The organism is Pseudomonas sp. NBRC 111140, assembly GCF_001320885.1.
Lineage (GTDB): Bacteria > Pseudomonadota > Gammaproteobacteria > Pseudomonadales > Pseudomonadaceae > Aquipseudomonas > Aquipseudomonas putida_P.
In genome coordinates, this window is the sequence record NZ_BCBQ01000120.1 from 1 (window position 1) to 14,939 (window position 14,939).

The 14,939-nt window shown below is 60.5% G+C and carries 10 protein-coding genes and 1 pseudogene; 7 read left to right on the forward strand and 4 right to left on the reverse strand.

Annotated features, from left to right (window positions below; all coding sequences use genetic code 11):
* Nucleotides 1–2 precede the first annotated feature (2 nt).
* The 3 genes and pseudogenes from dapA to APH42_RS26100 all read left to right on the forward strand — a co-directional run.
* A complete protein-coding gene (gene dapA / locus APH42_RS26090) occupies nucleotides 3–815 on the forward strand; it encodes a 4-hydroxy-tetrahydrodipicolinate synthase (protein WP_060494549.1) in 813 nt (270 codons plus the stop codon).
* A 208-nt stretch (nucleotides 816–1,023) separates the two neighbouring features.
* Nucleotides 1,024–2,886 (forward strand): hypothetical protein, encoded by a 1,863-nt coding sequence (locus tag APH42_RS26095; RefSeq protein ID WP_060494550.1) that lies wholly within the window; start codon nucleotides 1,024–1,026, stop codon nucleotides 2,884–2,886.
* A gap of 209 nt (nucleotides 2,887–3,095) precedes the next feature.
* Nucleotides 3,096–3,512 (forward strand): annotated as a pseudogene (locus APH42_RS26100) (dihydrodipicolinate synthase family protein); the annotation flags it as partial.
* 76 nt (nucleotides 3,513–3,588) lie between these two features.
* Here the strand turns inward: APH42_RS26100 and APH42_RS26105 are convergent.
* The 3 genes from APH42_RS26105 to APH42_RS26115 form a co-directional block, all read right to left on the reverse strand.
* The gene (locus APH42_RS26105) at nucleotides 3,589–4,125 is read right to left on the reverse strand and encodes a hypothetical protein (RefSeq protein WP_012272811.1); all 537 of its coding nucleotides are present in this window, start codon (nucleotides 4,123–4,125) and stop codon (nucleotides 3,589–3,591) included.
* 31 nt (nucleotides 4,126–4,156) lie between these two features.
* On the reverse strand, nucleotides 4,157–5,851 hold the full coding sequence (locus APH42_RS26110; protein WP_060494551.1) for a DUF262 domain-containing protein: 1,695 nt from the start codon (nucleotides 5,849–5,851) through the stop codon (nucleotides 4,157–4,159).
* Between the two features lie 198 nt (nucleotides 5,852–6,049).
* Complete coding sequence (locus APH42_RS26115) at nucleotides 6,050–7,816, reverse strand: NAD(P)H dependent flavin oxidoreductase family protein (RefSeq protein WP_060494552.1); 1,767 nt, start codon at nucleotides 7,814–7,816, stop codon at nucleotides 6,050–6,052.
* On the opposite strand from APH42_RS26115, the gene APH42_RS26120 reads away from it, so the two are divergent.
* The gene (locus tag APH42_RS26120) at nucleotides 7,817–9,313 is read left to right on the forward strand and encodes a PLP-dependent aminotransferase family protein (RefSeq protein ID WP_060494553.1); all 1,497 of its coding nucleotides are present in this window, start codon (nucleotides 7,817–7,819) and stop codon (nucleotides 9,311–9,313) included.
* A gap of 27 nt (nucleotides 9,314–9,340) precedes the next feature.
* On the opposite strand, the gene APH42_RS26125 is transcribed toward APH42_RS26120, so the two are convergent.
* Nucleotides 9,341–10,585 (reverse strand): DUF1835 domain-containing protein, encoded by a 1,245-nt coding sequence (locus tag APH42_RS26125; protein ID WP_060494554.1) that lies wholly within the window; start codon nucleotides 10,583–10,585, stop codon nucleotides 9,341–9,343.
* Nucleotides 10,586–10,811: 226 nt separating this feature from the next.
* Here APH42_RS26125 and APH42_RS26130 point away from each other — a divergent pair, with 226 nt between their 5' ends.
* From APH42_RS26130 to APH42_RS26140, 3 genes are all read left to right on the forward strand, one after another.
* Nucleotides 10,812–11,702 (forward strand): alpha/beta fold hydrolase, encoded by an 891-nt coding sequence (locus tag APH42_RS26130; RefSeq protein ID WP_060494555.1) that lies wholly within the window; start codon nucleotides 10,812–10,814, stop codon nucleotides 11,700–11,702.
* A 140-nt stretch (nucleotides 11,703–11,842) separates the two neighbouring features.
* Nucleotides 11,843–13,468 carry a methyl-accepting chemotaxis protein gene (locus APH42_RS26135; RefSeq protein WP_060494556.1) on the forward strand — a complete coding sequence of 542 codons (1,626 nt, stop codon included), beginning with the start codon at nucleotides 11,843–11,845 and terminating at the stop codon, nucleotides 13,466–13,468.
* 744 nt (nucleotides 13,469–14,212) lie between these two features.
* The coding region (locus APH42_RS26140) for a cation-transporting P-type ATPase (RefSeq protein WP_256217846.1) at nucleotides 14,213–14,939 on the forward strand (727 nt) is incomplete at its 3' end.

Here is a 14,939-nt window from a genome sequence, read left to right on the forward strand (position 1 = left end):
AAATCGATTTCCCTGGCCTGGAGCGGTTGGTGAAGAAGCTGCTCGAAGACGGCGTGGCCGGTTTTGTGGTGTGCGGTACCACGGGGGAGGCGGCGGCGTTGTCCAAGGCCGAGCAACTGGCCGTGCTGGATGCCGTGTTGGCCTGGGTTGAGCCGGGTAGGGTGGTGATGGGCCTGTCGGGTTACAACCTGCGCGAACTGCTGGGCTTGCAGGCTGAAATCCAACAGCGCGACATTGGCGGGCTGCTGGTCCCCGCACCTTGCTACATCCGTCCTTCGCAGGCCGGTATCGAAGCTTTCTTCGCCACCGTGGCCGATGCTGCCAGCGTGCCGGTGATCGTCTACGACATTCCCTATCGCACCGGCGTGCGCATCGAGCGTGAAACCCTGCGCCGTATCGTGCGCCACCCGCGCATTGCGGCCGTGAAGGACTGCAGCGGCGACAGCGAGACCACCATGGCCCTGATCGAGGACGGCCACGCCCAGGTGCTGGCCGGTGAAGACCTGCAGATTTTCAACAACCTGTGCCTGGGCGGTGCCGGGGCCATTTCAGCGTCGGCACATGTGCGCGCCGACCTGTATGTGCGCATGCTGCAGCAGGTCGACAGCGGCGATTGGGCGGCTGCGCGTGGCACGTTCTACCAGTTGCTGCCGTGGATCAAGGTGGCCTTTGCCGAGCCGAACCCGGCCGTGGTGAAGGCGGCGCTGCAGATGCAGGGGCTGACGACCGACGAACTGCGTGAGCCAATGCAATCATGCAGCCAAGCCATACGCGACAAGCTCGCAGGTGTCCTGGGCCTGTCCGCTGCCTTGTAGGAGCAGCCTTGTGCTGCGAAGAGGCCCACGCAGCCCACGGAAAAGCCAGGTATCAACCTGGTTTTTTCGCTGCTAATGAGGCTGTTCGACCGCCCCCGATAGTTGAGAGCTTGTATGTCGAGCTTGCAATCGTGTTGGTAGTCACCGAATATTTTACTTGAAGGATGGGATGTCAAGCGCCATGCATGATGGAAATCAAGGAAGTGTAATGACTGACGATCTTATGAATCCAGTGGGTACAGATGGCGAGGAAATAAGTGAAAAACACTTCTCCCGTCTATGTCTAGCGCAGTACGATGCCGAAACCATCGCGTACTTCAGTAATCAATTGGCACCCCCGGAGCTGGACTGGGTATCGCTTAGGGAATCCGTTGAGCGAGGTGTTCTCAGCCTGGGCTTTGACGCGACCCATGCGCTTTCAATAAGGCAGTATTTGTTGGCGAAGCTGAAAAAAAGCGAGGGTGATTTAGAGGCGCTTGAATTTTTTCGTGAAAAAGTCGAGTGGTTTGTAAACGATAATTGGTCGGATTTTGAAAAGGCGCTAGCAGATAAAGCGTTATCTTGTTTTTGTAAAACTAATAGTGAATTCTTTGGGTTTGCATCGCTACTCGACGAATGGCCATTACTTGTGAGCAGCCCAGCGCTCCTCGATCAAGCGGTCGCCTGCTATGTCGATGATTATTCCAGTGGAGTGTGGCAGCTGAAGGGTTTAGCCATGCTCTGCGGCAACCCGGTTTACCTCCGCCCACTTTTGATCAGGGCATTGACGCTCACTGATCGCAACCCGTCATCCGCTGACAATGTTCAAGCGTTTTCGAATCTTGCGTATAAGTGGACTCCGAAATGTCCGTGGGTTCAACTTCTGCTTCTTCTGTGGGGTGACAGAGAACATGTCAGCGTGGCATTGCCGGCGGACGTGACCTTGGCCTGGGAGAAACTCTCATTTGTCCGGTTCGATCCACACGGCCCGAGGCCGAAGCTCAGGCTGAATAGCCTATGCGCAGAATCAGAGGCCGCTTGGCGTCGTCAGCTCAGAGACGCTGTTGGAAACAATCGCTCGTTAAGAATGGCGGTGACCGAACTGCTTTTATGGTTCGGTCATGTTGACCATGATCGCGCTATTATTTTTGCAGTACTTGAGGTTTGGGGCAATCAAGTGGGTGAGGCCTTGTCTGAGATGGCGAGCCACCCTGACTCACTGGTAAGGCTACGCGCCGAAGCCGTGCGCGGCTTGATCGAACAAGCCCCCGACGCCGCTCAGCTTCTGCAGCAGGCCCAATCTATTCGACTGAACCTGTCGACATCTTCCAACTGTGGCGCTCCCCCGAGGACTTGGTTGGCGGACGCAACGATCGAGCGTCTGATCGAGGCTGAGTTCGAAGCAGGTGCGGCCAACTACAGTCACTGGGTTCCAAAGACTGGGGGCAGTGGAGAAGAAACCCATGTGGCGATGCTTTTCGAAAAGCTCGCAGCAATATTCAAAAACATAAACGATCAAGTCTCATTGCTTGCCAGTCAACGCAAACAGAATGAACACCTCGAGTTTGAGCTGAGCTATCGGATCGTCGGGAAATTCGAAGAGGGTAATCCTCATTTAGCTGCGAAGAAATTTTCAACAGATATATGCCTTGTTTTTGAGGCGCATGACGTGGGGAATCAGCCATTCACGAGCCGCGCTTCGCTCATTCAAGCAAAGCGCCTCCATGGCGGGCATGTGGTTGGCAAGTCTGGTTCTTATCCCATTGACTTTTCACAGCTCCAGAATCTTATTTTACAAACGCCATCAAGCTATTTACTGCTTTTGGGTCCGTGTGCAGTGGCACCCATGCCCGTGATTCCGGTGCGATTGTATCTGGATCTCATTGCCCGAGGGGCATCCCCTACAGGTATCAGCCCTGATTTCGCGTCTAATATTGGTAAAAGCCTGGCCAGCTGGTTGCTTTATGATGTGATTGGGTTGTGGGCCGGGGACCCGAATCCAAAACTTTTAGATAAAGCTAAGGGCTGTGCGGGAAGTGAGCCTTACATTCTTGCGAAGCTAACCGCGAGAAATGTAAAAGTTATTATTTAGGTAATACCCAAGGAGGGAATCACTCAGCCCAGCAGGTTATGTGAGGTTGCTGAGGAATGGTGAGCATGGCGGGGGTTTGCGATGCCTGCACTGTTTTGCAGGGTGCCAGAGCTTTGCGATCTGGCAAGGGCTTTGCCCCTCGTTTCGCGGCACCCTGCACCATCCTTCAGCCTCCAGTTATTGGTTACAACTGTGCGTGCACCTCACTCATCGTGCGCCACCCGCGCATTGCGGCCGTGAAGGACTGCAGTGGTGACAGCGAGACCACCATGGCCCTGATCGAGGACGGCCACGCCCAGGTGCTGGCCGGTGAAGACCTGCAGATCTTCAACAACCTGTGCCTGGGCGGTGCCGGGGCCATTTCAGCCTCCGCGCATGTGCGCGCCGACCTGTATGTGCGCATGTTGCAGCAGGTCGACCGCGGCGATTGGGCGGCTGCGCGTGGCACGTTCTACCAGTTGCTGCCGTGGATCAAGGTGGCCTTTGCCGAGCCAAACCCGGCCGTGGTGAAGGCGGCGCTGCGGTTGCAAAACCTGATTGCAGACGAGTTGCGCCAGCCGATGCAGGCGTGTACGCAAGCCACTCGGGACACGCTGCAACGCGTGCTGGGTTCACTCGGCGCCTGAATCGGCAACCGCGGAGTCTCTACCTGCGCCCTTGCTTACGCTAGCCCGCGGCAAGGGCGCCGACAGGGGGTAAGCGTTAGCTCTGTTTCCATTTGCTCCTCAGGTTTTTTATGGAGGTGCGCAAATTGGCGTTTTGGCCATCGGGCGTCAGTAAACAAACGGAGCCATGGGGTAAACCGAACACCTTCTCGATAGTGGTTTGAATGGTTTTGACCGAGGCATCGCTTCGAGCCACCTTGAAACGCGTGCCGATAGGCTTTTTATCCAGCGCAAGCGCGTTGTCTTCTTCAACGCTTATTTCGAGCTGCCACCGGAAGGGTTTGCTGCACAACGTTCTGCTGGGCTTGCTGACGCGTTCGATTTTTACCTGGTAACCGTCAAATTCAAGGTCGTAGACGATATGGTCTTCAATCCTTTTCACATTGACTGAGTTCCAGGTGGTCCAGTCGGCCGACCTGGTGAGAACCTCAATGTGACAAGTTAATGGCTTCTTGTGGTCGTGGTGCAACATCAGCGAGTCTGCCAAATCCAGCCTGCTGCGAGCAGAGTCGGCGATGACTTCATTTTTTGCATTAAAGCAAGTGATCTTTGAGTGGGCGGGCCATTGAAGCATTTTTCAATTCCATGTGGTGTCTATCGGTTACTTAAAGCTCAGCCATCAGTGCGGCGACGATTTTATCGTGCCGAACCTGGATTGCATCTCGGTCCCACAGGCCGCCGGCGCTGACGAACGTAGCGATTTCCCGCTGCTGGAAGGTGTGCTTATAGGTCGCCAGCTTTTCGCTGAATGGGATGTTCCCCACTGCACAGTTGTGGGGTTTGGACAGCAGCAAGTAATTGCCGAGGCAGTTCAGATATTCGCCCTTGAACGTTTCGTCGTAGGTACCGTAACCATGTGGGCGAGCGGCGGGCTCGGTGCTGGGCGCGATATGCTCCAGCTCTGGACGCTCGGTGTCGTTGCTGCGCCGTGGCGCGTAACCGCGCTGGCCTTGTCCTTCCAGGTGGACTTCATACTTCCAGAGCAAATGCCTGGCGATGGAATGCCGGATATTCCATTCTAAAGCCTCTGCCAGCCTTTCATTGTTCCAAAAAGCCCACCAGCCGCTGGTTACGGTCTTGAGGTACTCGATGCGCGCGAGGATAGGGGCTATCGTCGGCGCGTCGCTGGTAAAGGCCTCGTAGACATCATTGATGCGTGACGTGATATCCGCACGGGTACCAATCAGGCGATGACGGATGATCAAGCTTTCAAAAGCGACGCACAGCGCGTTCCTGTCCGGCAGGGGAAGGCCAAAACGATAGGCCTTGAGAATAAAGGGCAATGCAATCGCGATCCCGCCCAAGCTCACCAGTGAGTGAATCGGAAAACTGCTTCGCTCGTCATCGCCGAAGAACTCTGACAAATGCTCGAAACTGATGGCCAGCGAGCAGGTAAAGTCTCGCACAAACTCAAGAGGCGCCTCAGCTGCGAGCATTTTCTCAATCCGCTCCAGCGCGCCACTCTCCCACAGGGTATTGAAATGGACGCGCAAGGTGTACTGCAGCACGTCGTCTTCGTTGATGCGGTATTCAATGGCTGAGATCGACTTGTAGATGGTCTCGAAGCGCTGCTGGACCTCTTCGATCAGGCTGTCTTTCGCTTGCTGATCTTCGCCATGAAGGTGGATGGCATACATGAACTGCGCCTTCACCACCTCAAGGTTGGACGGGCGCTTGCCGCGGTTGTTCTGGAAGATGAACATCTGAATGGCTTCTGCCTCGTCCCGCACCGGGTGCGTACTGCACGAAGCCTGGGACACTATCCGCAGCATGTCCGTCAGGTACGCTTCAGGCTGAGCCCCCAGCTTCTTTTTGAAGAAGTCGAACCCATTGATGAGTCGCTGGGCAGATGTGGTGAGCGAAGCAGGAGCGACAGTTCTGGATTGGTTGATTACATAATCGACAAAGATCTGGTTGTCGTATTCGACCGTCTTCAAGCGGATCTGACTGTCCCGTCTGATCATGTCCTTGTAGCAGTCCTGCTCATCTTCGGTCAGGGCGCGTTTGGCTTGCAAGCACTCGAACAGTGCCGCCAAAAACAGCGTGATCGTGGTCAGGCGCTGCTGGCCGTCGATGACCCGATACTCTCCCTGCGTCTGTTCGAACAGGAAATGGCCGAAGTAATAAGGGCTGCGGGAGTGGCTGTTGCGGTAGGCTTCCAGGTCGGAAAGAAACACCTGTGTCTGGCTGGCGCGGGTCGAACCTTCAACTGGCGTATCCCAGGCATAGGCGCGTTGATAGGCAGGCACCACGATGCGGTTGTTGGCCAGCATGCTGCGAATGGTTGACGAGGCGTCCACGGGGTATGTCCTTATGGGTGGTGGCGTTTTGCCTCATCATCGCTTGAATCAAGTTTTTTTGCATGCCTGGGCACTACATTTCGCGCGTCTCAGGCAGCACCTCGTACGCCTGCCTTGAGGTGTTCGGCGATGCCGCTCATAGCCTGCCGAAGTGGTCGCGCGCCTGATTGACGCGCACCTTGCTTGCTGACGGTGGTATCAAGCAGCCGTAGCCACGGCCGACCTGGCGTCGCCAATCAGGATATCTTCAAAGAATGCCCCGACCGGCTCGGTAGGGTGGCACAACTGAATCTCCAATACCCACACCACTTCGCTGGGCACGATTCCCACCTCGGCCAGCTTGTCCTGGCCATACAACACATGCGGGAAGTCTGCGATGCGGTGCCCGGCCAGGTTGCGCTCCAGCTGCCAGCCTTTGGCCTGGGCACTGCGCTCTGCGAAGTCATAAAGCTCGCGACCGGTCAGCCCACGCCCCCAGGCCTGGCAGGTTTCGTCGAACACTTCATGCAGTGCCTTCACGCAGGCGTGGTGCAGTGGGTGCTGGCCAAACACGAAGGTGTCGCCATAGTCGCCCTCATAGCCATCCCACACCGGGCCCACGTCGACCACGACAATGTCTGTGCTACGTAATACGCGCTGCAGATCAATGCCTTGCCGGGGTGTGCGTACGGTATCGTCGCCAAAACGGATGTAGGTGGGGTGCCAGGTGTGCGACGCGCCCATTGCCTGCAGGGTTTGCGCGGCCATCTCCAGCGCCTGGGCGGTGGTCATGCCGACTTGCAGTTGGCTGGCAATAGCGGCCACGGACCGTACCGACTGCTCGCGGGCCGCGAGCATGCCGTCCAGCGAGTAGCGTGGGCCGACCTTTTCCAGCTCAGGGTGCAGCGTGCTGGCTGCTGAGGCCTGGGTGGCCGCCGCGCCGCTGGCGACAAAGGCCTCGGCGACAAAGCGATGGGGTAGCACGCCCGCCGCAACGCATTGTTCGCGCGCCTGGCTGATCATCGCGGGATTGCCGCAGGCATAGACCTGGGTTTCTTCCCAGTGGTGGGGCTGGCCGAGCGCGACCTGCTGGATGCGTGCCTGGCCCGCGAGTACCGGGTACCAGCGAAAGTGTGGGTGCGCCCCACTGGCCTGGTCGAGAAACGCGTGGTCGTAGAAATCGGCTGTCGATGAGCCACCCCAGTACAGGGCCACCTCGGCGTCGCGAGCCAGGGCAGTCAGCAACAAGGGCTTGATGCCGGCGTAGCCTGTGCCGGTGGCCAACAGCACCAGCGGGCGTTGCTCATCGTGCTGCCAAGTACAGGCGCCCAGCGGGCCTTCGAGCTTTACCGAAGCACCTGCTTGCAGGGTGGGCAGCAGACCTTCGGTGAACAGGCCACCGCTGACCTTGCGGATGTGAAACACCAACTGCCCTTGCTGCTGGGCAGGCAGGTTGGCAATGGAGAAACAGCGGCTGTCGCCGTTGTCCAGCCGAAACCGCACGTACTGGCCGGCCCGGACGTCCAGCGGCTGAGCAGGTTGCAGCACCAGTTCGACGATATCGGTGCTCAGCGCGCGCTGGCCAACAACCTGAGCGTGGGTTTCCAGGGTTGGGGTGTCCAGCGACCAGCCCGGAATTTCCAGGCGCATGTCGCTGCAGGCATGGCTCTGGCACAACAGCATTTCGTCTGCAGCCAAGGGATAGGAGGGGGCCGGTATATCCGCATCCCGCTGTTTGTCCTGATACTGCCCCGACACTACCTTGACCTTGCACGAGCCGCAGGCGCCGCGGCGGCACGAGAACGGTACCGGCAGCCCGCTGGCGAGCATGGCATCGAGCAGCAGTTCGTGGCTGGCGTCGAAGGTTTTGCCCGAGGGCGACAATTCGATGACGTGACGGCTTTGCATGAACACCTCGGGGCAATTGGAGGTTCGATTGTTGCTATAGTCCAGGACCAGCAGAACCTCCAGTTTTGGATAATTCATATGGTCCAGCTTCGTAAATGGCAGCCACTGCTCAAGCTCGATGGGGCGCAGGCTTCGTACCGGCAGATCGTCGAGGGGCTGGTGGCCGCGATCAGCGAGGGCCGCCTGCGCCCTGGCACGCCGTTGCCGGGCACGCGGGAGATGGCGCAGTTGCTGAACGTCAACCGCAAGACAGTGATCCTGGCCTACGAGGAAGCCGAAACCAAAGGCTGGCTGCAAAGCGTGCAGCGTCGGGGCACCTTCGTCAGCCAGCAGTTGGCGCCTGGCACACTGGTCGCGCCGAGCGCCGCCAGGCCGTTTGCCCTGGCGCTGCCCGTGGAGCCCGCCGTTGCCTACTTCAAGGCGAACGAGCAGGCTGCGGCGCAGCAGGGGCGGCCAGGGGCCTTGTTTTTCGACAACGGCGCCTGTGATCACCGGCTGCTGCCGCAGGCTGTTTTGCACCGCTATTACCGCAATGCCTTGCGCAGCAGCTTCACCAGCAACAGCGTGCGCCACGGCAGCGATTGCAGCAGCCTTTACCTGCGCGCCGCCCTGGCCGACATGCTGCGGCACAATCGCAGCCTGAACGTTGGCGCCGAGCATATCTGCCTGACCCAGGGGGTGCAGATGTCGCTGTCGCTAGTAACCAGCGTGTTGCTCAAGCCAGGTGACGTTGTGCTGGTCGAGCGCCTGAGCTATCCCCCGGCGTGGGAGATTTTCCGTCAGCTGGGTGCCCGGCTGGTAACCGTGGACCTGGACCATGAGGGTTGCCGTGTCGATCAGATCGATGCCCTGTGCCGGCAGCACAAGGTGCGAATGATGTACATAACGCCCCATCACCAGTTCCCGACCACGGTCAGCCTGCCCGCCGGGCGCCGGCAGCAGTTGCTGGAGCTGGCGCGACAGCATGACTTCTGCGTGGTCGAGGAAGACTACGACTACGAATACCACTTTTCTGGGCGGCCTTACCTGCCTTTGGCCAGCGACCGCCAGCAGCGCCATGTGATTTACATTGGCACACTGTCCAAACCCCTGGGCAGCACGTTCCGTTGCAGCTACATCGTCGCACCAGTGGAGGTAACAGCCGTGCTGGAGCGCAGGGCCACGCTTACCCTGGGGCAGGGCGATGCGGTGATGCAGCGGATGCTGGCGGACTTGATCAATGATGGCGAACTGAAGAAACACTTGCGCCGGGTCAACCGTGAGTACCGTCGGCGCCGCGAAACCTTGCTGGCGTGTTTGCATGGCGCGTTCGGCGAACAGATCACCGTACAGGAACCCGAAGGTGGGTTGGCGCTGTGGGTGAAGTTCGCCGATGCGATCAACGTGGATCAGCTGGTCGACAACGCGCTGGAGCTGGACCTGGTGGTGCGCAGTGGGCGGCAGTTTTCGCCGTTTGGCCATGCCGAAAATGCGTTGCGCCTGGGGTTCGCTTCGCTGGATGTGGGTGAGATCCGGTTGGCTACCCAACGCCTGGCGGACGCAGCGAAAGCGATTGGCAAGGCGCGGTTTGTGTAGACGCGACACGAGGCCGCTCCCACCGGTCTAGGTGCGCTGCCAGACTTCGCCCTGCTCGCTGACTACCCAAGGCCTGTCTGCCGCATTGATCAGTACCCCGCCAACCCAGCGCTGCGCGGGGTTGTGATCAAGCCAGTGCGCTTTTCCTGCAAGCACTTGCTCGGCAAGCGCGGTCAGCCGCAACGGCCGTTGTGCCCAGGCTTCTCCAGGGCCCTCCAGCAGCAGCGGCTGTGGCGCATGGATCAACGGTTGCAGCAGCACATGGAACATCAGGTCACCCAGGTAAGGCAGCGGATCGTCCTGCATCATCAACTGGCCAAACACGCGGCCAGCCGGTAGCTCGCCACGAGAGGCCAGCACGCCTAACAACAGGCGTTCGGTAAGGCTCAAACCATCATTCGCTCCCGGTAGCTCCTGTAGCTGGCGCGCCAGTGCCCGGCCCAGCAAAGGCAAAGCCGTGTGCTGCTGGCCGGCGAGCGCCGCCCAGGCCTGTGGCGCCGGCGCGGTATAAGCCGCCCATGCCTGGCGTGCCAGGGCCAGGGCATCTTCACCCAGTGCACGTCGTTGTGGCCACAGCCAGGCCAGCAGGTCAGGCGCCAGTTGCCCGATGCCGATGAAGCGCTCGACACCGGGCACTTGGTCAGCTTCGATCAGTTCCAGCCGGCGTGGCAGGCCGGGGAGGCTGGCGAGCACGCGAATCAGGAACAGCTGGTCGTAAGCGTCGGCCTCGCACCACAATACCAGCTTGCTGTCTGTGCTCAGGCCGGCCAGCGCCGCTCGCTGTGCGGCCTGGCGCTGTTCAACGTCCTCCGCCCGCAGGTTGAACGCCTGCTGCACGTAGTCTCCACGCACCCGCCAGTACCGTTCCTCGGGCAACGCCGGTACCGGGCCCATGACCATGGGGTCGTCGAACATCTGGAATGCACCGGCAAACCCGGCGGTGCGCAGGTTGCGGGCGATGTCGTTGCCGCAGCGCCAGTGCTGCACGGTGGCTTCGTCATCGGCGGCAAAACCGGGGTGGCGTGCGGCAAAGGCCACGGCGTCGGCATGTGCCTTGAGCTTTGGCCAGCTGGCAAAGCCGGCCTCGCGGGCCACCAGCCATTGGGTATCGGCAAGCCGGTAGTCGGGGCCGGGCAGGCCGAGCGTACGCAATTGCTCGCGGGCGTCTTCGGCCTGGTGATTGTTCAGGGCGTTCAGCAAGCGCTTGGCGCGTTTGCGCAAGGCGGGCAGGTCGAGCAGACCGTGCTGACGGGATGCATTGATGGCGGGCATGCCAACTCCTTTGGGGCTCGGTCCGCCGACAAGCCGGGAGCTGGTATGGGAATGTGTTGACGCATGGCTCGGGCAACCCCTTCGCGCGGACCGCAGGCGCAGCCAGCGCCCAGGCCCCGACTTTAACGGTGCAGCACACCGGGTTGCAAACGATAGTTTTCCCATGGCTTGCCGCGCGTCTTATAGTGGTGGGCTTTTCTCAGTCGAAGTCAAAGGAGTGGCTGACATGCGTGTACGTACCCTGCTGGCGGCAATCGGGGCCAGCCTGTCGCTGTCTTCGGCATTGGCCGCGCCCGGCCAGCCAGAGACCGCGCTAAGCGAACGTATTTCAGTGCAGGTCGAAGGCGCTGGGCCGGACGTTATCCTGATCCCGGGGCTGGCCTCATCGCGTGAGGTATGGGCGGGGCTCGCCAGCACGCTGCGCCAGCAGCACCGCTTGCACCTGGTGCAGGTCGCAGGTTTTGCCGGCTCGCCAACCGTGCCCGCTGTGGACGGGCGCGTGGCCGCTCCGGTGGCCGAGGCGGTAGCCGACTACATCCGCCGCCAGCACCTTGAGACGCCGGCCATCATTGGCCATTCACTGGGCGGTGAGGTCGCGCTGATGCTGGGTGCACGCCATCCTGAGCAGGTAGGCCGGCTGATGGTCGTCGATGCGCTGCCGTTCTACACGTTGCTGATCGACCCCAGGGCAACCGCCGAAACGGCCGCACCGCAGGCTGCCGCATTCCGCGATGCGATGTTGGCGGCCCCTGCAGCGCAGGCCGAAGCGATGCAGCGCACGGCCATCGACCGGTTGGTCAAGACCGCAGCGGCACGGCCTGCACTCATTGCGGCGGCGCTGCACTCGGACCGCAAGGCCGTAGCCGATGCCACCCATGAACTGATGACCACCGACCTGCGCCCGGAGCTTGGCGCTATCCAGGCGCCGATAGAGGTCGTATACGCCTATGACCCTATGTATGGCGTACCTGCCTCCAGCGTCGATGCAACCTTCGCCAATGCCTATGCCGGCACGCAGGGCATCAGCTTCAAGCGAATCGATGGCAGCTTCCACTTCGTCATGCTGGATCAACCCCAGGCCTTCACTGAGGCGGTGGTCGACTTTCTCGGTCGCTGAGGCTGGCCTCGGCGCAATCTGTTCGGTTACCGCCCATAACCGCATCCCGGTGCCTCAAGCCTGCGCCAGCTACTCCGATAGCAGCACACCCACCGTCGAATCATCGACCAGAAGTGGTGCCAACAAGGAGTACTGCCCGCATGCTTGCCAACCTGAAGATCCGCACCGGAATGTTCTGGGTGTTGTCGCTGTTCAGCCTGACCCTGCTGTTTTCCACCGTCAGTGCCTGGTGGGCAGCAGTGGGCAGCGACCAGCAGATTACCGAGCTGGACCAGACGGCGCACCAGTCGGACCGGTTGAACAATGCGTTGTTGATGGCGATTCGTTCCAGCGCCAATGTGTCCTCGGGCTTCATCGAGCAGTTGGGTGGCCATGACGAGAGTGCTGGCAAGCGCATGGTGTTGTCGGTGGAGCTGAACGACAAGAGCCAGGCGCTGGTCGACGCGTTTGTCGAAAACGCCCGTGAGCCAGCCCTTCGCACGTTGGCACTCGAGCTGCAGGCTACCTTTGCCGAATACGCCAAGGCGGTTGCCGGGCAGCGAGAGGCGACCCGTCAGCGTTCGCTGGAGCAGTACTTCAAGGTCAACAGCGATGCCGGCAATGCCATGGGCCGGCTGCAAGCGCTACGCCAACAGTTGGTGGGTGCACTGAGCGAACGTGGTCAGCAGATCATGCAGGAGTCCGACCGGCGTCTGGCCCGTGCGCAGTTTCTGAGCCTGTGCCTGCTGGGTGTGACTTTGCTGCTGGCGGCACTGTGCTGGGCTTTCATTGCCCAGCGTGTGCTGCTCCCGCTGCGTGAAGCCGGTCGGCATTTCCAGCGCATTGCCGGTGGCGACCTGAGCGTACCGGTGCAAGGGGAGGGCAACAACGAGATCGGCCAGCTGTTCCATGAGCTGCAGCGCATGCAGCAGAGCCAACGCGACACCCTTGGGCAGATCAATCACTGTGCCCAGCAGTTGGATGCCGCCGCCACGGCGTTGAATGCGGTCACCGAGCAAAGCGCCAACAACCTGCGCCAGCAGGGGCAGGAGCTGGAGCAGGCCGCTACCGCCGTGACCGAAATGACCACGGCCGTGGAGGAGGTTGCGCGCAACGCCATCACCACCTCGCAAACCACCAGCGAGTCCAACCAGCTGGCTGCGCAAAGTCGCCGGCAAGTCGGTGACAACATCGACGGCACCGAAGCCATGACCCGCGAGATCCAGACCAGCAGTGCGCATCTGGAACAGTTGGTCGGGCAGGTGCGGGATATCGGCAAGGTACTGGAAGTGATTCGCTCGGTGTCCGAGCAAACCAACCTGCTGGCGCTCAATGCTGCCATCGAAGCCGCCCGCGCCGGTGAGGCCGGGCGCGGCTTTGCGGTGGTGGCAGACGAGGTGCGCACGCTGGCCTACCGCACGCAACAATCGACCCAGGAAATCGAGCAGATGATCGCCCGCGTGCAAGCTGGCACCGAGGCGGCGGTGGCTTCGATGCAGGCCAGCACCAACCGGGCGCAATCGACACTGGAGGTGACCCTGGCCTCGGGGCAGGTGCTGGAGGGCATTTACAGTGCGATCGGCGAAATCAACGAGCGCAACCTGGTCATTGCCAGTGCGGCCGAAGAGCAGGCCCAAGTGGCGCGGGAGGTAGACCGCAACCTGCTCAATATTCGCGAGCTGTCTCACCATTCAGCGGCGGGAGCGCAGCAGACCAGCGAAGCGAGCAAGGCGCTAGCGGGCCTGGTGGGGGAGATGACGGCGTTGGTGGGGCGGTTCAAGGTTTGAGTGATGGCGGCCACGCCAGCAAGTAACATTAAAACAAGGTGAAACTTATTTAAAGTTCTGCTTGCTGGTTGACTTCGATACTACGCTTGAATAAAGTTCGACCGGCCCTGGACAAGGGCCTTACTTTCAATCACTGAAGAATTCAATGGACACAGTATCTAGTCGCTGCCTGACCACCGCCGTACGGCCAGGTCAGGCACTTGAACCGGAACACCGGTCCCGACGCCTCGGTCGGGCAAGCCGCGCCAGAGCCTGATGCTCCGCCGTAGCTTGCCGCCGCCGGTGTCCGCCGGTTGGAGGCAAGCTCATGAACCTCACTTCATTCGTTTCATATCGCCTGCTCGCCTGCTTTGCGGCGCAGCAGGCCTGTGCCTGGCCGCGCCGCCTGCACGGGTACCCTGATGACAGCCAGAACCCCCCAAGTAGATGCGGGGCGCTGGCGCGTTAGCACGCCGGAACCCCCAAAACTTCTCACTGAATAAAAGATATCAAACGGTATCGTTGTGCTCGAACTTTTTAAATGAAAAGTTTGCGGTGGCGTATGGCCTGTTGTTTATGACAAAGGAATAAAACCATGGATTGCGCGAGTAGAAAGTTCGCTGCCGAAACAACTTCCGACCCTCGGCAGCGGACAGATTTCTGTCGGAAAGAACCCGTATTCATCTGCGACCCGACATGCCTTCGTTCACCGCCTGAGTGAAACGTCTGTGTGTCGTGCCGCCGCAGCGGCAGGAGCACAGCAACATGACTGTCAAACACCGCGACACCTCATCGGCCAAGACCGAACGCGAAACCCGCTTGTCCACGCGTGCCGCCCGTGAAGCGCGCAATGGCCTGGCTGTCACCCTCGCCAACCTCGATGCCTGCGAGCAGGGCCTGACCGAGCACGAAGCCGCCAAGCGCCTGGAGCGCGACGGGGCCAACCAGGTCGCCCACGACCCGCAACCGCATGCCCTGGTGCAATTGCTCAGGGCCCTGCACAACCCGTTCATCTATGTACTGCTGACCCTGGCCGGGATCAGCTTCGTCACCGACTACTGGCTGCCGCTTCGCGCAGGCCAAACGGATGATGCCGACCTGACCAAGGTCATCATCATCATGACCATGGTCAGCCTCAGCAGCGTGCTGCGCTTCTGGCAGGAGTACCGCTCGACCAAGGCCGCCGATGCGCTCAAGGCCATGGTGCGCACCACTGCCACCGTGCTGCGCCGCGAGCAGGTCGGGCAGGCCCCGCGTCTGCGCGAAGTGCCCATGGACGAACTGGTGGCCGGCGATATCGTGCAGCTTTGCGCAGGCGACATGATCCCCGCTGACATTCGCCTGCTCGAATCACGTGACCTGTTCATCAGCCAGGCGGTGCTCACTGGTGAAGCGCTGCCGGTCGAGAAGTACGACACCCTTGGCCATGTCGCGCAGAAGTCCGCTACCGGGGGCAGCGGTAGCCAGGACAACCTGCTCGAGCTGGCGAACA